General features: G+C 54.8%; 13 protein-coding genes. 10 read left to right on the top strand and 3 right to left on the bottom strand.

Annotated elements, in window-relative coordinates; all coding sequences use genetic code 11:
• Window positions 1-15 precede the first annotated feature (15 nt).
• Window positions 16-516: a DP-EP family protein gene (locus ACW8F6_RS05080; protein ID WP_491574766.1), complete on the top strand. Its 501-nt coding sequence runs from the start codon at window positions 16-18 to the stop codon at window positions 514-516.
• Here ACW8F6_RS05080 and ACW8F6_RS05075 read toward each other — a convergent pair.
• Entirely contained in the window at window positions 503-3064 is a 2562-nt protein-coding gene (locus ACW8F6_RS05075) for a protein kinase domain-containing protein (protein WP_491574765.1), read from the bottom strand. The two genes, ACW8F6_RS05080 and ACW8F6_RS05075, sit on opposite strands and share 14 nt — an antisense overlap.
• A 296-nt stretch (window positions 3065-3360) precedes the next feature.
• On the opposite strand from ACW8F6_RS05075, the gene acs reads away from it, so the two are divergent.
• The 5 genes from acs to ACW8F6_RS05050 all read left to right on the top strand — a co-directional run bounded on the left by acs (window position 3361) and on the right by ACW8F6_RS05050 (window position 7827).
• Window positions 3361-5295: an acetate--CoA ligase gene (gene acs, locus ACW8F6_RS05070; RefSeq protein WP_491574764.1), complete on the top strand. Its 1935-nt coding sequence runs from the start codon at window positions 3361-3363 to the stop codon at window positions 5293-5295.
• A gap of 163 nt (window positions 5296-5458) precedes the next feature.
• Complete coding sequence (locus ACW8F6_RS05065; protein ID WP_491574763.1) at window positions 5459-5908, top strand: acyl-CoA thioesterase; 450 nt, start codon at window positions 5459-5461, stop codon at window positions 5906-5908.
• The gene (gene smrA, locus ACW8F6_RS05060) at window positions 5901-6479 is read left to right on the top strand and encodes a DNA endonuclease SmrA (RefSeq protein ID WP_491574762.1); all 579 of its coding nucleotides are present in this window, start codon (window positions 5901-5903) and stop codon (window positions 6477-6479) included. The genes ACW8F6_RS05065 and smrA overlap by 8 nt, the downstream gene beginning before the upstream one ends.
• Window positions 6480-6537: 58 nt before the next feature.
• Window positions 6538-7077: a hypothetical protein gene (locus ACW8F6_RS05055; RefSeq protein ID WP_491574761.1), complete on the top strand. Its 540-nt coding sequence runs from the start codon at window positions 6538-6540 to the stop codon at window positions 7075-7077.
• 12 nt (window positions 7078-7089) lie between these two features.
• A complete protein-coding gene (locus ACW8F6_RS05050; protein ID WP_491574760.1) occupies window positions 7090-7827 on the top strand; it encodes a SapC family protein in 738 nt (245 codons plus the stop codon).
• Window positions 7828-7887: 60 nt separating this feature from the next.
• Here the strand turns inward: ACW8F6_RS05050 and ACW8F6_RS05045 are convergent, their stop codons facing one another.
• Window positions 7888-9222, bottom strand: a complete 1335-nt coding sequence (locus tag ACW8F6_RS05045) for a UDP-glucose dehydrogenase family protein (RefSeq protein ID WP_491574759.1) — start codon at window positions 9220-9222, stop codon at window positions 7888-7890.
• Window positions 9223-9314: 92 nt separating this feature from the next.
• Entirely contained in the window at window positions 9315-10457 is a 1143-nt protein-coding gene (locus ACW8F6_RS05040) for a helix-turn-helix domain-containing protein (RefSeq protein ID WP_491574758.1), read from the bottom strand.
• A 433-nt stretch (window positions 10458-10890) separates the two neighbouring features.
• Here ACW8F6_RS05040 and ACW8F6_RS05035 point away from each other — a divergent pair, with 433 nt between their 5' ends.
• From ACW8F6_RS05035 to ACW8F6_RS05020, 4 genes are all read left to right on the top strand, one after another.
• Window positions 10891-12588 carry a cellulase family glycosylhydrolase gene (locus ACW8F6_RS05035; protein WP_491574757.1) on the top strand — a complete coding sequence of 566 codons (1698 nt, stop codon included), beginning with the start codon at window positions 10891-10893 and terminating at the stop codon, window positions 12586-12588.
• 76 nt (window positions 12589-12664) lie between these two features.
• Window positions 12665-15745 (top strand): glycoside hydrolase family 9 protein, encoded by a 3081-nt coding sequence (locus ACW8F6_RS05030; protein ID WP_491574756.1) that lies wholly within the window; start codon window positions 12665-12667, stop codon window positions 15743-15745.
• A gap of 133 nt (window positions 15746-15878) precedes the next feature.
• Complete coding sequence (locus ACW8F6_RS05025; RefSeq protein ID WP_491574755.1) at window positions 15879-17426, top strand: lytic polysaccharide monooxygenase; 1548 nt, start codon at window positions 15879-15881, stop codon at window positions 17424-17426.
• A 162-nt stretch (window positions 17427-17588) separates the two neighbouring features.
• On the top strand, window positions 17589-18448 hold an 860-nt coding region (locus ACW8F6_RS05020), incomplete at its 3' end, for a DUF4397 domain-containing protein (protein WP_491574754.1).

Genomic DNA, 18448 nt, shown 5'->3' with positions numbered 1-18448 from the left:
AAGGAAGGAAATCTTATGAACGATTTAAACCCTCTACCGAAACTCGAAGTGCCCAGGGGCGGCGTTGCCACCATGCAATTACAGCTGGTGCCCCCTTATAACAATCCCGCCAATGCGCCCTTTCCCGCCTGGACGATTATTGGCCCTGATGGTGAGCCAGCAGATCCCAACAGCCTGGTGATCCAGTTTGATGGTCAGTCGGCCAATTATGAGCGCATGCGCGAGCGGGCATTACTGATGGTGACGCTGACTACGGCCAACTCGAGTCGTGAAGAACGGTTTAAATTTTTCGGTGATGGGCTTGAATACGCTGAAGACCAAGAAGATGTCAATGACGATGTGACGACAGATTTGACCAAGGATGCTCAGACGTTGGTATTCACCATTCAAAATCAGGGCGGCCAATCGACGCTTGTCGATTTTGGTTTTTTAATCTCTAGGCTCAATAAGCAGACAAGAGAGTTAAAAATATTCGAAGGGCCCGATCCAAAAGTGATTATTGTTAGGCCCGAGTAGCTCGTCCAATGATGGTGCAGGGAGATTGAATACTTGCACCATCAAATAATTGGTTGAATCTTGAGTTTTGGCACAAAGGCAAAAACCAAGGAAATCGAAACCAGTATAAGCTATAGCCGTTCGCCAGGCTTTTTTCTATGTGGTCGAGTGCCAAATCGTGTTCATGGGTTTTTATATAGAAAATAGCTTTCGCATACAGTAGCTCCATATGCTGACTATCAATCGTTTGTGCACGATTGAAGTAGTCCTCCGCCTCATCCAATTTTTCTAAGTGAGTATTGGCAGTGCCTTTGACGATGAGCGGTCCAATTTCGTTATTTTCTTTTGTGTATCGCAAGGTTTCAATTAAATGTTTTTCTGCTTCGGACTTCATTCCTAGCGCCAAATAGATTTCTGCAAGAATCGCCAGCTGATTTGGCTCCTGTGGTGCGATTTCCACGGCTTTTAGTTGTTCTGTTAAAGCGCGCGAATAATCCATATTTAACATATAGGCAATGGCGAGGTTACTGTAATCAGCCGGGTGTGGGTTGTCTTTGAGGAGCGTTAGGTAAGCTTCAATGGCTGAGTCCAGCTCTCCTTGTGTCATGGCAATAGTGGCTTTAAAACCAAGTGCGCGTTTATTGTTAGGGCTGATGGCTAACAATTGGTTAAGAGTCGATACGCTTTGGTTCAGCTTTCCTTGGGCATACTGGCAGTAGGCAAGGCTGTAAAGAAATTTTATTGAAGTGCGTGTATCGAGCAGTTGCCTGTAAAGTTGTTCGGCAGTGTCAAGTTCGTTTCTCTCTAGCGCCAACTTTGCTTTAAGTTCATAGTATCGGTCGAGTTGGCTAAACGCGCGCAGCTTTTCCATTTCTTGCTCTGCGTCATCCAGCTGTTTCAATGCAAGAAATATAGAAGACTGCAGCTCTGCTAAAACAGCAGGTGCAATTTTTGCGGCCTGGAATGTCAGCAAATTTTTGGTCTGAAACAGTCGTGAACTGTCATTCGTCGCATGGTAGTGAGCAATAGAAGCGAAAGTTAACAGTCGGTAGCCGGGAGAAAAACGCGTGTCTGATTTAAGGAGTTGCAACAAGTCATTAAACTGGTCGCTGCTAATGGTGCGGTTTTCGTTAAAGTGATCTAGTACCTTCAGGTACCCAAGGTAAGTGTCTTCATCGATTTCTGTCGGGAGGCCAGCGCTGACATTAAGTAGAGCCTGGCTATGCTTCCAGGTGGTGTAGTAGATATCAGTACTAGAATCGAGATATACGGGCCATGCCTGTTTTGCCAGCAGCGACCAATCGGGGGCTGCCAGTAGATCTAGCTGGATAGTGCAGCGATTACTTTGACAGCTTATGTGTGGTCTCACCACTGCCTCAGCACCAGTATGAGTAGCCACTTCCTTGGCGTGCGGCGTCGATAGCTGTTGCCACTCTTGACGGTCGATTAAGCGTACGTTGGGCTGGCTAAGCAGTGCCTCCTGTAGTGTGTTATCGACAGCCGTTAGCAGCAATTGGGTAGTTCTCGTGTCGAACGAGCCTGAGATCTCTTGAGTCGGGACGAGCACTGCCACGTGTAGTGGCGCAAGTGTTTGTCGCGAAAGCTGCCAGACTCCAATGATCACCACGGCTAACACGACTAACGCCGGCAAATGCCAGGCTTTAAACCACTCGGTGCTGCTTGGCTGAGTAATAGGTTCTGGTTCTGTTGCGCTTTGTCTGGGAAGTATTAATTTTTTTACCAGTACGCTGGCAATGGGGCGTGTGCTCGGTTCTTTGTTTAAGCAGGCGAGGATGGTCTCAATCAACCCTTCTTCTGCAGCGGGTGGTAGATCGGGAATCTGCACGGGAATGGGCGCGCGATATAAAATGCCGTGCAAGATGCTGTCCGGATCTTCGGCGTCGCCAAAGGGATGATGGCCACACAGCAGGCTATAGACCAAAATGCCAAAGGAGAAAATATCGCTAGCTGTGGTGAGGTCATCACCCATAGCCTGTTCGGGCGACAGGGACGCCGGGCTGCCAATGTATTCACCGGGTAGCGCCTGGCTGTCGTGAATATTGGCGGCTTGCGGTTGCGCCTGGTGGCGGGCAATGCCAAAGTCCATGATCTTTACCTGTCCGTCGGCACCGATCATGATATTTTCGGGTTTCAAGTCGCGATGAATAATGCCTTTCTCGTGCGCGCAGGCCAGTCCTCGGGCAATTTGGTTTAGCCAGTCCAGACGGGTTTCCAAGCTGAGCTCGTTGTTGGCCAGCGCGTCGCTACACAGCCAGTCGAGCAGTGTTTTGCCTTCTACATATTCCATTACCAGCGCTGGCGCGCCCTGCCATTCGATCAGGTCGTAGATTTGCACGATATTGGTGTGATTAATCTGCGCCAGCAGTTTTGCTTCTTCCTCTACGGCGGCCACCCACAGCGCATTGGCGCGGTTGCGCCGGATACACTTAATGGCGACCTTGCGATCCAGCCGTTTATCGTAGGCAAGGTACACCACGCCCATGCCACCCTTGCCCAGGATGGCTTCGACGTCGTAATGGTCTATTTTGTTGTGCGGTGTTTGCGTCATCAGGTGTTGGCAATTAAAAGTTTGTTATTTGGCCGTTCCAACGTCCCTGTGGTGAAGTGATTAGCAACCGCTAACTTACTGTGCAACCGCCCAATGTGCAATGCACTTCTGTGGGGCACCCAGTTTAGACTATTGGCTAATAGGGAAAGTGTGCGCCACTTGGTATAGTCGGGGGTTCACAGGCTATTGAATGATACCTTGCATTGGCTGGCGCGTAGCAATCGCCGAACTGCTATGGGCACGCATTTCAATGGCTTGCAAGAGCAGGGTGCATAACACAATAACGGAGCTTGTCTATGTCTGACGTAAAAACCTACCCCATCCCTCAAGGTTTTCAAGGCGCGCACATTAATAAAACGTCCTACGACGCCATGTACGCGCGCTCGATTAATGAACCTGAAGCATTTTACCGCGAGCAAGCGGAACAGTTTTTAACGTTTTCGCGGGCACCGGAGGCCATCTGCCGCTGGGATTTGAGCCGAGGTGAGGCGGCGTGGTTTGAAGGTGGTCAGCTGAATGTGACCGTCAATTGTATCGATCGCCACCTGCCCGAGCGCGCCCAGCAAACAGCGATTATCTGGGAAGGGGATGATCCGTCGGTAGACAAGCATATCACCTACGGGCAATTACACGAGGAAGTCTGCCGGCTTGCCAATGTACTGCGCGCGCGCGGCGTAAAGAAGGGCGATCGAGTGTGTATTTACATGCCTATGATTCCCGAAGCTGCCTATGCCATGCTGGCCTGCGCGCGCGTGGGTGCTGTGCACTCGGTGGTATTTGGCGGCTTTTCACCGGACGCCTTAAAAGACAGAATTTTAGACTCAGATTGCCAGGTGCTAATAACCGCCGACGAGGGCGTGCGCGGCGGTAAAGCCGTGGCGTTAAAGGCGAATGCCGATAAGGCGCTGGCAGCCTGCCCAAATACCCATACCTGTTTGGTGGTGCGGCGCACCGGCGGCGACATTAACTGGCACGAGGGCCGCGACCTTTGGTACCACGAGGCGGTGGCGGAAGTTGCGCCGGTGTGCACTCCCGAGCCTATGGATGCCGAGGACCCGCTGTTTATCCTGTACACCTCCGGCTCAACCGGCAAACCCAAGGGCGTGTTGCACACCACCGCCGGATATTTATTGCATACGGCCATGAGCTTTAAATACACCTTTGATTACCGCGATGGCGAAATCTATTGGTGTACGGCCGACGTGGGCTGGGTTACTGGCCACAGCTATATTGTCTACGGCCCGTTGTGCAATGGCGCCACCACGCTGATGTTTGAGGGAGTGCCCACCTACCCGGATGCCTCGCGCTGCTGGCAGGTGGTCGACAAACACAAGGTCAATACGTTTTACACGGCGCCCACCGCTATTCGCGCGCTGATGGGGGCGGGCAACGATTATGTAACCCGCTGCTCGCGCCTGTCCTTGCGCATATTGGGCACCGTCGGCGAACCCATTAATCCCGAGGCCTGGGAATGGTATTACCACATCGTGGGTGAAGACCGCTGCCCCATTGTCGATACCTGGTGGCAGACGGAAACGGGTGGCCATATGCTGACGCCCTTGCCGGGCGCCATCGCCACCAAGCCGGGCTCTGCTACGCTGCCGTTTTTCGGTGTGCAGCCCGTATTGCTGGACGCCGAGGGCCGGGAAATTGAAGGCCCGGGCGAAGGCAGCCTCGCGATCAAGGCCTCTTGGCCAAGTCAGATCCGCAGCGTTTATGGCGATCACCAGCGCATGCTGGACACCTACTTCAGCACCTACAAGGGCTATTACTTCACCGGCGACGGTGCCCGCCGCGATGCCGATGGCTACTACTGGATTACCGGGAGGGTGGACGATGTGCTGAATGTTTCCGGACATCGCATGGGCACCGCAGAAATCGAAAGTGCTCTGGTATTACACGACCTGGTGGCCGAAGCCGCGGTGGTGGGCTATCCCCACGACATCAAGGGCCAGGGCATCTATTGTTATGTCACGCTGATGGCGGGTACGGAGCCGAGCGAGGCGCTGAAAAAAGCCCTGGTGGCGCTGTGCGCTCAGGAAATAGGCCCTATCGCTAAGCCGGATATCATCCAGTGGGCGCCGGGCCTTCCGAAAACCCGCTCGGGCAAGATCATGCGGCGCATTTTGCGCAAGATTGCCGCCAATGAATTGGATAGCCTTGGCGATACCTCAACCTTGGCAGATCCAAGCGTAGTGGATGAGCTAATTGCCCATCGGGCCAACAAATAGCCAAATTACTGATCCGCTATCTTGGGTCGCTCGTAACGTCTTGTGCACCCTAAGATGGCTGATCCCATCGAACATTGGGCGGTCAAATTGACCGCCCTTTTTTTGCGCGTTACTCTTGCGGCCCTGTTTTTAGATTACGCAAATGGGCCCACGGGAGGTTGCTGTGCGCGGGTGTGAGCCCTTTGATTATCCGACTCCTTTTACCCTGCCCGTGCAGGTGGCCGAAGCCCATATTGACGGTTTAAAGCACGTCAACAATGCCGTTTACGTAGGCTGGTGTGAGCAGGTGGCCTGGGCTCACTCGGCGGCCCTGGGGCTGGATCTGGCCGACTATCAGCGCCTGGATCGCGCCATGGCGATCCGGCAGGCACATTACGACTATTTGCTGCCCGCCCATATGGGCGATGAGCTTACCCTGGCCACCTGGTTGACGGCATCCGATGCACGCCTCAATATGACACGCCAATTTCAGCTGCTGCGCGGGGCGCAAACGCTAATGCGTGGCCGGTGGCAATTGGTGTGTATAGAAATGCACAGCGGGCGGCCCCGGCGCATGCCCGACGCCTTTCTGAGTGCCTACCAGCCGGCAGTGGTGGAGGTGAGCTATGAGTGATGAGTCTTTCTCGGGCCTCTTGGGCTTGGATGATGTACGACCGCTGACGGTGGAGCCCCGGGTGGCGCTGGTTAAATCCAGCAGCTCTGCGGCCGCGCTGCGGCAGAAGCGGGCCGATGCCGTGCGCGCCGAAGTCGAAGAGTACAACCGCCTCAGCGGCGAATTTATCGAGCCGGTTGACCCGCACGACATACTGGCCTTCAAGCGGCCCGGGATTCAAAACGGGGTATACCGGAATCTGCGGCTGGGCAAATACGCCATTGATGCACGGCTGGATTTGCACCACCTGAGTGTCGAGCAGGCCCGCGTTGCGGTACACACCTTTGTGCAAGACTGCAGCCAGCACGATATCCGGTCGGCGCTAATAACCCACGGCAAAGGCGAGGGACGAAAACCACAGCCGGCGATGCTAAAGAGTTGCATTGCCCACTGGTTGCCCCAATTAACAGAAGTTCAGGCGTTTCATTCGGCGCAGAAACACCATGGGGGTGCCGGCGCCACCTATGTGCTGATTCGCAAGAGCGACAAGAAGCGACTAGAGAATGCCGAGCGCCACCACAAGCGGCGCTAGGGTCAGGGAAGAGCGTAAAAACGCAGTAACCAAAGCGATGTAACTAGAGATTAGAATAATGACAGAAGAACAAACTCAGCAGCCAGAGGCGGCCGCGGCCAAGCCACAGGTCACCATCAATATCCCCGAGGTCGTCAATTTGGCCTGCAACGTCCTGCACGGCGGGTTTATTGCTAAAGGCGACGAACACGGCAAAAAGCTATTCAAGCAACTGAAAGAAGAAGATGCCTTGCCCGCCGGCACTATGACTGTGGGCGATGCGCTCACCATCCAGCTGAATGTATCGTTGGATCGCAAGGAATTTCGCGGGCAGTTTGGCTTTCCGGTGTTCAAAGCCATTTTACAGGCCATGCTGCAGAATATAGGCCAGGCCATCAGCGCCCGTCAGGACCTAAATTTTCTCACCAGTGAGAACGGCAATATACTGGTGCACAAGCCCGGCGTGATTGAAAAAGCCGGTGAATACAATGTCATGGTGTTGGTGTTGATACCAACCCAAAATAAAGAGATGAACCTGTGTCTGACTTTTTTAGACCCGGATCAATACGAGTCCTTGCGCAAAGCCAAGGAAGACACTACGCAATCAACGGATAAATAAGAGAGACTTTCTGTGACTAAGCAACTTTTGATTTACGGCAATGCTACCCCCATCTCCAGCGAGCGCCACCGCAACTGGGGCATCGAGCCTACCGGTGATTTAAGTTTTGCCAAAACCGTTAATTCTGTGCCATTGACGGCGGTTGAATTTTTTAATGCGGCAGAAAATTTCCCGGTGGTGTTCACCAAAAATGGCGACAATGTGCTGCCCCTGGCGGTGATGGGTGTGAAGCCTGAGCAAAACTTGTTTATCGATGCCGACGGAAAGTTTACCGGCAACTACCTGCCTGCGTTCTTCCGCCGCTACCCCTTCGTTTTTTCAAGCAACGACGAGGGTGCCAACTTCCTGCTGTGCATCGATGAAACCTACCCGGGTTGCAGCAAAGAAGGTAAGGGCGAGCGTTTGTTTGACGACGAGGGCAAGCAAACAGAATACCTGGGCAAAGTGCTGGAGTTCCTGAAGGAGTACCAGATGAACTTTGCGCGGACACAGGCTTTCTGTAAGCGTCTGCAAGAGTGGGAATTACTTGAGCCCATGGAAGCGCAATTCACCCCCAACGACGGCGGCGAAAAAATTCGCCTGGGCGGCTTCTTGGCGGTTAACCGCGAAAAGCTAAAGGCGCTAGACAGCGAAAAATTGGCTGAGTTGTTGAAGAACGACGGCTTGGAGTTGATTTTCACGCACCTGCAATCGCTGCGTAAATTCCGCGAGCTGATTGCCAAAGTTCCCGCTGAAAAAGCGGATAAGTAAGCAAGTGCTAAGCACAAAAAAACCGCCTCAGGGCGGTTTTTTTGTGACTTTTACTTGAGTTTAACGCCGGCCAATGCCCTCGTAGGTAAACCCTTGCTGCTTTAATTTGCTGGGGCTGTAAATGTTGCGGCCATCGATAATAAGCCCTGCCCGCAATTGCGTTTTCAACTTATTGAAATCCGGCTGGCGATACTGTTTCCACTCGGTTACCAACACCAGAGCGTCGGCGGATTCAGTGGCATCATAGTGGTGGTCGCAGTAAATTAACTGACCATCCTCTACAAATTTCGGTGCAAACTCGCGTTTAGACGTTTCCATGGCCTCTGGATCATGCACGCGTACCTTGGCACCGGCAGCCAGCAAACTGTTAATCAAAGGAATTGACGGCGCCTCGCGCATATCGTCGGTGGCTGGCTTAAAGGCCAGGCCCCAGATGGCGATAGTCTTGCCGTTTAGATCGCCGCCCAAGTGACGTTGTACTTTAGCTGCCAGTACCTGCTTTTGTGCGAGATTGCGTGCCTCTACGGCATTGAGTAATTTGGCATCGAACGCAACGGAATCTGCCATCCGCACCAGGGCTTGTACGTCCTTGGGAAAACAAGAGCCGCCGTAGCCGCAGCCGGGATAGATAAACGAGTAGCCGATGCGCGAATCCGACCCAATCCCGTGGCGCACCGCTTCCACGTCCACATCCAGTGCATCGCACAGATTGGCAATTTCATTCATAAAGGAAATTTTAGTGGCCAACATGGCGTTGGCTGCGTACTTGGTCATCTCGGCATCGCGCACGCCCATGTACATCACTTTGTCGTGATTGCGCGAGAAGTCCTTGTACAGATCGCCCATGATCTCGCGTGCGCGCGCGCTTTCGGCGCCGACGACAATGCGGTCGGGTTTCATGAAGTCACTGACGGCGGCGCCTTCCTTCAGGAACTCGGGATTACTCACCACATCGAAGGGAATAGTCATCCCGCGCTTATCGAGCTCTGATTGAATTGCTGCCCGCACCTTATCCGCCGTTCCCACAGGCACCGTGGATTTGTCCACAATGACGGCGTAGTCCTGCAAATTCTGGCCTATTTCTCGGGCCACGCTCAGTACATATTTCAGATCGGCGGAGCCGTCTTCGCCGGGCGGCGTACCCACGGCTATAAAATAGATATCGGAGGCCTGCATGGCCTCCGGCAGTGAGGTGGTAAAGGTGAGCAGTTCCAGCTCAATACCGCGCTTGACCACCGCTTCCAGGCCGGGTTCGTAAATGGGAATCTCGCCGTTACGCAGCCGCGCAATCTTGTCGGCATCAACATCCACACAGGTGACTTTGTTGCCCATATCGGCAAAGCAGGCGCCTGAAACCAGCCCCACGTAACCTGTTCCAACGATCGTGATGTGCACAATAGACCTCCCTGTTGAGTTAACGGCACGGGCACGCGCCCCTTGGCGGTGCTGAAGCCGCGCAGTTTAGCACGATGATCGGTGGATGGGCGTTATTGCAGCGGGTAGCTGGATTGCCGCGAGCGCCGGTACTGGCTGGGTGTAATGCCCTCACAGCGCTTAAACAAGCCGTTAAACGTGGCTTTGGAGCTGAAACCGGCTTCGTACATCACATCCAATACCGTGTGTTCGGACGCCGCCAACAGGCGCTTCGCCTCCTCCAGGCGATAGCGATTGATGTATTCGAAAAAGCTGCAGCCGTAGTGGCCGTTAATTACAGAAGACAAGGTGCGCGGGCTCACACCAATGCGCTGAGCCAGTCGTTCGAGTGACAGCTCTGGGTCTGTGTAGACTTTTTCTTCGCGCATCAAGGGTTCCAGCGCGTGTACGTAAACGGGATTGACGGCTGATTGGGGGCGGCCTGGTGGGTTTGCCAGTCGCTGCGGTACCGGCCAAGCGTTGCGACAGGCGGTGTAATGGACAAAGACCAATAGCCCCGCAATATATACCAGGGTCAAATAGTTCTGACTAAGTCCCAGTTCACCGATGGGTAGGCTGACCTGATAGAACACTTGATAGGTCAGTAGCACGGCAATGGTCAAGCCCAGTGCATTGAGTACACAAAAGCCCAAGCTATGCCACCACAGCCAGGGATTGGAGGGCTGGACGGCGACAAAGCGCAGTACCCAGTGCAGGCCCCATATTGCCAGGGCAAAGCGAAACACCTCTCGCGCAGTTTGCACTAAAAAGATGGTGATCGAAGTGCCAAGCAAATCGCGACTGCTTTGCAGGGCAATTTTTTCAGCGGTAGACAGACTGTGGTACGCGATTACTTGGTGGCAACTGGCCAGAGCGAAGGGCAACAGCAGCCACAGTTCAGACCGTGTAAATTTAAAATCGGCATCAACCTGGCTGCGGATAAACCAGTAGGCACAAGGCGCCTGCAGCCAACTGCCAAATTCAAACACGTAAATAATTTGGGGCGCTTCGCGCAGTACAAAATCGTGAAAAGCTGCGCCGAAATTAACGAGCGTATCCATGGCAATGGAGGCGCTGCTAACAAAAAAAACTGCTGCAAATATTTTTTTTCCCAACGTAAACGTCGAGTGCAAGCCATAGCAAAGTGCGGCAAGAAGCGACACGCCTATGGTAAACAGCAAAATGAGGTCATGGGTATTGAATAACACCTGGTGCATAGTGATCTGACCTTTTTGTTATGCGGCGGCCATCAGTTTTAACGGCCGAAGTCTTTTCAAATCAACGAAAATTAGTACGTACGTACACACCCTGGGTCGCAATCCCTTAATCTTCAGGTCTCATTGACTATAAGTTGAGCGATTCGGAAGTTCAAGCTTCTTGCGCGTCTGCCAGGTGCGATTTGCGCTGCTTCACAAATTTGACCTGTGCGATTTTTTTGTCTGATAAAAACGTCCCAAGTAGCTCAATTGGGCGCCCAAATTGCGCGCATCTAAACCCCATTGCGCGCAAGTGAAACGTTTGGCACGACGCAATGCCGCCTTTAAGACGACGGCCAGATTGCGGCGGCCTTAGTCTACGCCTGCGCCTGACGAATCAATGGGCGACGAACACCATAATCACAACAAATGTTTTGCAATGAGAGGTTAACTCGTGAAGAAATCACTATTGACGCTATCGCTGCTGATAGGGCTGACGCCGCTGGCCGAAGCCGCGACCGTCACCATGTCCAGCGCCAACGATTGGGGCTCTGGCTTTCAGGGCGCCACAGAAATATTGAACGACGACGCGACCGCCGTATCTGGTTGGACGTTGACATTCGATGCACAGTTCCAAATAAACCAGATCTGGAATGCCCGAATTATTTCCCAGGAGGGCAGCCGGTATGTCATCGGTAATCTGGATTACAACGGCGGTGTAGCACCAGGCGCGTCGGTGAATTTTGGATTCATCGCCGAGCCGGGCAATGCCACGCTGCCGGCGGAGATAGTCTTTAACGGTCAGTCGACACCAACACCAACGCCAACACCAACACCAACACCGACACCAACGCCAACACCGACGCCAACACCAACACCGACGCCGACACCAACACCGACGGCCTGTGAAGGCGCGCTGGACGATGATTGGCTTAGTGTGGCCGGTAATAAAATCGTGAACCAGGAAGGACAGGCGGTTTGGTTAACAGGCGCCAACTGGTTCGGTTTCAATACCACCGAGCGCGTTTTCCATGGGCTTTGGAGCGCTAACATGGACGACACCTTGGCGGCCATGGCCGAGCGTGGGATCAACCTGATTCGCGTGCCCTTTGCCACCGAACTGGTGCATGAGTGGATGAACGGTGTCTTTGTTACCACTAACGTGAACACCCACGCCAACCCAGAATTAGTGGGCATGAACAGTCTGGAAATATTTGACGCCTTTATTGCCTCTGCCAAGTGCCATGGCATGAAAGTGCTGTTGGATGCGCACTCGCCGCATATCGACAATATGGGCCATATCTATCCCACCTGGAGTAAGGGCGATATTACCGAACAGGTGTTCATCGATACCTGGGTCTGGCTGGCCAATCGCTATAAAAACGACGACACGGTGATTGGTTTCGATCTGGAAAATGAACCGCACGGTAAAGCGCACAGCGATGCATTGTTCGCCAAGTGGGACAGCTCAACCGATGCCAACAACTGGAAGCACGTCGCGGAAAAAACCGCCGCCGCTATTCTGGCAGTGCATCCAGAGGTATTGATCTTGGTGGAGGGCATCGAGGTATATCCCATCGACGGTGTCAGCTGGGATTCGCGCGTCGAGGACGATTACCACTTTAATTGGTGGGGCGGCAATCTGCGCGGCGCTAAAGATCATCCCGTGCAGGTGCCGGGCTTTGCCCACAAAATCATGTACTCGCCCCACGACTACGGGCCGCTGGTTCACCGTCAGCCTTGGTTCTATCCCGGCTTTAGCAAGCAGACGCTTATCGCCGACGTGTGGGCCGACAACTGGCTGTATCTACACACCGAAGAAATTTCACCGTTGTTAATGGGCGAGTGGGGTGGATTCTTGGACGGCGGCGACAATGAAACCTGGCTACTGGCGCTGCGTTCGCTCATGGACGACTACAAGATTCACCATACCTTCTGGACCCTAAACCCCAACTCGGGCGACACGGGTGGCCTTCTTGAGCACGACTGGAAAACCTGGGACGAAGCTAAGTACAGCATTTTAAAACCCGTGCTTTGGCAAAACGGCAACGGCCAGTTTATCGGGTTGGATCATCAGATTCCCTTGGGGCAGTCCGGCATCACCGTCAAGCAACACTACCAAAACGGTGGGCTTGAGCCCTTGGGTCTATAGGCGAGTATTTTTACCACACATACGGACGGCTCGTTTGCGAGCCGCCACATACCACATAGCGTAACAGGACATAACAATGAAATTGAAAACATTGACCAAGGCGACTGCCATCGCCGCTACGGCTTTTTGGACAGTGCATGCATCGGCGGCGCCCAATTACGGCGAAGCGCTACAAAAATCCATCTATTTTTACGAGGCGCAACAAGCCGGGCAGCTGCCCGAGTGGAACCGCGTTGAGTGGCGCGGCGACGCGGTGCTCAATGATGGACAAGATGTGGGCGTCGATCTTTCGGGTGGCTGGTTTGACGCCGGCGACCACGTCAAATTTGGCTTCCCCATGGCGGCCTCTGCCACCATGCTGGCCTGGGGTGTACTTGAGTATCCACAAGCCTACGAGCAAACCGGGCAGATGGTGCACATAAAAAATAATCTGCGTTTTGTCGCGGACTATTTTGTGAGTGCCCACACAGCGCCCAACGAACTCTATGGGCAAGTGGGTTCCGGCAGTGCCGATCACGCTTGGTGGGGCTCGCCCGAAGTGGTGCATCTGACCGAGCGGGCCGCGAGCAATCGCCCCGCCTATAAAGTGGATGCCAGCTGTCCCGGTTCAGACATTGCCGGTGAAACGGCCGCGGCGCTGGCGGCTATTGCCATGGTGTTTCAGCAAGACGACCCGGCCTACAGCGCGAACCTCCTAAGCCACGCGCGCGAATTGTATACCTTTGCCCACACCTACAAGGGCAAGTACAGCGATTGCATTACCGACGCGACTGCCTTTTACAACTCCTGGAGTGGTTACAACGATGAGCTGGTTTGGTCTGCCATTTGGTTGCACCGCGCCACCGGCGAGCAAGCGTATTTGAATACCGCAAAATCCGCCTACGCGAATTTAAACACCGAGCAGCAATCCACGGTGAAGTCCTACAAATGGACGCACGCCTGGGACGATAAAGGCTACGGCTCCTACGTGCTGATGGCGCAGCTGACCGGTGACGCCGAGTACGAAGCCGACGCCGAGCGCTGGCTGGATTACTGGACTACGGGATACAACGGCAATCGCGTGAAATACACGCCCGGCGGGCTGGCGCAATTGGATACCTGGGGCGCCACGCGCTATGCCTCTAATACGGCCTTCATTGCTTTGATTTATTCCGACTACCTGAAGTCGAAAAATCCGGCGAATGCGCGCGCGCAAACCTACTACGACTTTGCCGTTGGGCAGCTCGAATACATCTTGGGCGATAATCCCATGGGCATTCCTTACCAGATCGGCATGGCGGCCAATGGCCCCAAAAATCCCCACCATCGGGGCGCACACGGCACTTGGGCAGATAGCTTGAGCGTGCCCACTGAAAGCCGTCACCTGTTGGTGGGCGCCTTGGTTGGTGGTCCAGGTTCTGGCGACAGCTACGAGGACGACCGAGGCGATTACATTGCCAATGAGGTTGCTACCGATTACAACTCCGGCTTTACCGGTGCGGTCGCGCGTTTGTATTTGGATTTTGGCGGTGCACCTATCGCCGAGGCGAATTTCCCCGCGCCGGAAGTGCGCGACCTGGAATATTTCGTCGAAGCAAAAACCAATGCATCGGGCCCTCGGCATGTGGAAATTGCAGCCAAGGTGTACAACCGTTCTGCCTGGCCCGCCGCCAATACCGATCAACTCAAGTTCCGCTATTTTATTGATTTGACAGCGGAGATGGCCAAGGGCTACACGGCTGCCGATGTCACAGTGAGCGCTGCCTATAGCCAGGCGACCAGTGTGTCGCAACTTAAACCCTGGGGCGACCCGTCCGATAATATTTATTACACCGAAGTGGATTTTTCGGGTGTGGATATTTTCCCCGGCGGCCAGTCGGCGCACCGCAAAGAAGTGCAATTCCGTTTGTCATTACCCACCACGGGCGATAGCGCCGATTGGGTAAATGCCGGTGATCCCTCATGGGACAACTACACCAATGCCGAAAAACACGCGCCGAAAATTGCCCTATACAATGGCAGCAAGCTTATCTGGGGTGCAGAGCCTACACCGGCGTGCGGGGGCTCAACGGGTATTAATTGCGTGCCCGTGGCGGAGGACGTGCAGGTTACAACGGCTGCCGATCAGCCGGTGACGGTAACGCTGGCGGCCAGCGATCAGGACGGTAGCATCAGCAGTTACCAGCTCAGCGCACCGGCCCACGGTGTGGTGACTGGCACGGGTGCCTCGCGCACCTACACGCCCGATGCCGGCTTCTTTGGCACCGACAGCTTCACCTACACCGCCACCGATAATGACAACGCCGTGTCTAATACGGCGCAGGTCACTATCACAGTGGAGGAGCCGGTAGTGCCCTCTGTGTCGATTACCAGCCCGGTAAATAACAGCAGTGTGTACACCGGCAGTCAGGTAACCGTGAACTTTGCACTCGCCAACGCGGCCAGTGCGCGCGTGCTGGTCAGTGGTGGCGAAGTGGCCAACGGCGTCAACGGGTCGGCCACATTTACCGCGCCCAACAGTACCGGCAGTTTCCTGGTGGAAGTGATTGCCCAGGATGCGCAGGGCAATGACCTGAGCGCCAGTGCCAGCATTACTCTCAATGCCGAGACGCCTCCAGCCAACACCGCGCCAGTGGCGAGTTTCACCGCGAGTACCAGTGGTTTGACCGTGTCGACCGACGGCTCGGGCTCCAGCGATGCCGATGGCGATGCGCTCAGCTACCAGTGGGACTTTGGCGGTGTCGCCAAAACCGGTGTGAGTGCCAGCCACACCTTTGCCACCAGTGGCAGCTACACAGTGAGCCTGACGGTGAGTGACGGCATCGATACCGACACCAGCGCGCAAGTGGTGTCGGTGACGGCCCCACCGGCGGGCGTTGCCTGCGAGTACCTGGTGAACAATGAATGGAACACCGGCTTCGTGGCCACCATTCGCCTGACCAACAACAGCAGCAGTCCGGTAAATGGTTGGACTGTGAGCTGGAGCTACCCGGCGGGCGTTGCGCGCACGAATGGATGGAATGCCAATGTCACCGGCAGCAATCCCTATACCGCCACGCCGCTGAGTTGGAACAGCGTGATACAGCCAGGTCAGTCGGTGGAATTTGGCATGCAGGGCTCCAAGCCCAACGGTACAGCAGCACCGGTAGTCACAGTGACGGGCGACGTTTGCCAGTAGCGAAACCCACTGATCGCCGGGCCTGCGCCCGGCGCCCTCTTGGCCCGATGTTAATCGGGCCTTTTTTACCTGCTTGTGCGCACGCCAGTGCGACGCACAGACATATTGAAAGCTTGAACAATTGGAGCGCTCTATGAAAACGCAATTCAAGAAAAAGCTGTTTACTCGCAACCTGTTGACCCTGGGAGTGTTGATGGCCTTTCAGCCAGTTCTAGTGCAGGCCCATGGGCTGATGGTCGATCCTCCGGCGCGCAACGCCGTGTGTGGATTAAACGAAAAGCCCGATCAGGCAACCACCCAAGCCTGTGTGGATGCCTTCGCCAATGATTCCAACGGCGGTTACCAGTTCATGAGTGTGCTCAGTCACGATGTGGGGCGCAAAGGGGTAACGCCCCTGCCCACAAACGTCTGTGGTTTTGACAGCGAAGTTTGGCATGGCGGTGCAACGCCATGGGACACCCCCACCCAATGGCCTACGCAGCCCGCCCAGGCTGGCCCAAAAAACATCACCTGGAATATTTCCTGGGGCCCGCACTTTGACGACACAGAGGAGTTTCGCTACTGGATTACCAAGCCGGATTTCGTGTTCGATCCGAATACGCCGCTGGCTTGGTCGGATTTCGAAAGCGAAGCCTTTTGCGTGCTGAACTACGACGACACCAACCCCACGGGCAATCCGAAAGTGATCGCCGATAAAGGCGCATCCACCTTCACCACCGAGTGCACGCTGCCCGCACGCACGGGCCACCATGTGGTGTACGGCGAATGGGGACGCAACTACTTTACCTTTGAGCGCTTTCACGGTTGTATCGATCTGGCCTTTAACGATGGGCCCACGCCCCCGGTGGCCAATGGCCAGGCACTGTATACCGAGCGCAATCAAGCGCTGGCCATACAGTTAACCGGTGCCGATGCGGACGGTCAGGTGGTGGACTTCAGTGTGGTAAACCCGCCGGCGAATGGTCAGCTAACGGGTTCTGGTGCCGCGCGGCTGTACACGCCAAACACCGATTTTAGCGGCCAAGACGGTTTTGACTTTGTCGCCATAGACGACAGCGGCTTGCAATCGGCCCCCGCCCATGTGGCGGTGACCGTCAAGGCAGACAACCTACCGCCGGTGGCCCATATGGGCGTCGCTGTTGATGGCTTGCAGGCAACCTTTCACGGTCACGACAGTACAGACCCAGACGGCGACACATTGACCTACAGTTGGGATCTGGGCGACGGCCAAACAGGCAGCGGAGCCCACTTGGTTCACACCTACGCGGCTGCAGGTAACTACACAGTGGTGCTCACCGTGTCGGACGGTCAGCTCAGCGATACGACCGCTCAGCAGGTGACTGTGTCCGACAGCAGCCCGGCGTCACCGCTACACTGCGAATACCGGGTGGAAAACGAGTGGAACACGGGCGCTGTTGCCAGTGTTGTGCTGACCAACGCGGGCAGTACGCCGGTGCAGGGTTGGCAGCTTAGCTGGCACTACGACTCCGACGCGCGCATTACCAATGCCTGGAATGTCACCCTGACTGGCGCCAATCCCTATCAGGCCGCGCCTGTGGGTTGGAACAGTACCGTGGCACCGGGCGCCAGCGTGAGCTTTGGCATGCAGCTCAGTAAAGGTAACAATACGGCAGTTGAGATTCCGACCCTGGGCGGCGCCAGCTGTTCCACAGCGCCGTGATCTTCTACGGCGCTCTCTGATCGCAACAGATCGGCACACCTGTCGCAATGGCGGGTGTGCTTTACCTTGCTCAACAAAGCCTTAACATACTTAACCTAACTTCACGCAGACCCTCTCTATGATGCAGCCCTTATTTCAATAGCGTTGTAGGGTGGTTATCACATGGTTAAAAGTGCTTGGTTAAAAACGGGTGTATGGTGGTGTATTGCGGGCGTGTTGCCCTTGCTAACAGGGTGTCTGAACGACGATGACGACAGCGATACCAGCACCACAAGTACCGGCTTAGGGTATGTGCAGTTTTACAATGCATCGCCCAACGCGTCGACCACTTACTTTTATCTGGATGGCGATCTGGTGTCGACGGCGCCCTACGGCGATGCCACCGTGCGCGCCAGTCTCACGCCAGATGAATACCAGCTCACCGTTGAACGACTCAATCCAAACGACGCCAGTACTTTCGTGGAAATACTCAGCGAAACCGTGTCCTTTGAGGCCGACCACTATCATTTGTACGTGCTAACCGGCGACTACGCCGGGCCAACACTGGCTCACTACACCTACTCGCCCGACGCCGATCTGGACGACGACTTGTTTGAGGTGCAGGCCTTTAATTTATCCGACACCTATGATCAATTGGAAATCTATTACGGTTTGTCGGGCGAAGGGCAGGCGTCGGCACAATTGTTCGCGACCCTAGGCGTTGCGGCGCAATCCGAATTTACCAGCCTGGAGCCAGACAGTTACGTGTTTTACGTGGTGGACGCCTACACCGGTGATTTATTGTTAACTACGTCGGCGGTGCCATTTACCCTTGGCTATACCTATTCGCTAATACTGCGCGATGACGCCGAAAGTGGCGGCCTGGTTTTGGATCAAATGTCGTCATCGACCTTTGTCTACAAATACACCAACGCCAATGCCAATGCACAGGTGCGGGTTTACAACACTGTCAATGAACTGGGGTCGGTGGATGTGCTGATGACCGGCAACACAACCAGCCCAGCCTTTGCTAACCAAAGCCC

Source organism: Simiduia sp. (genome assembly GCF_058345725.1).
This window is presented reverse-complemented; position numbering and strand designations above follow the sequence as displayed.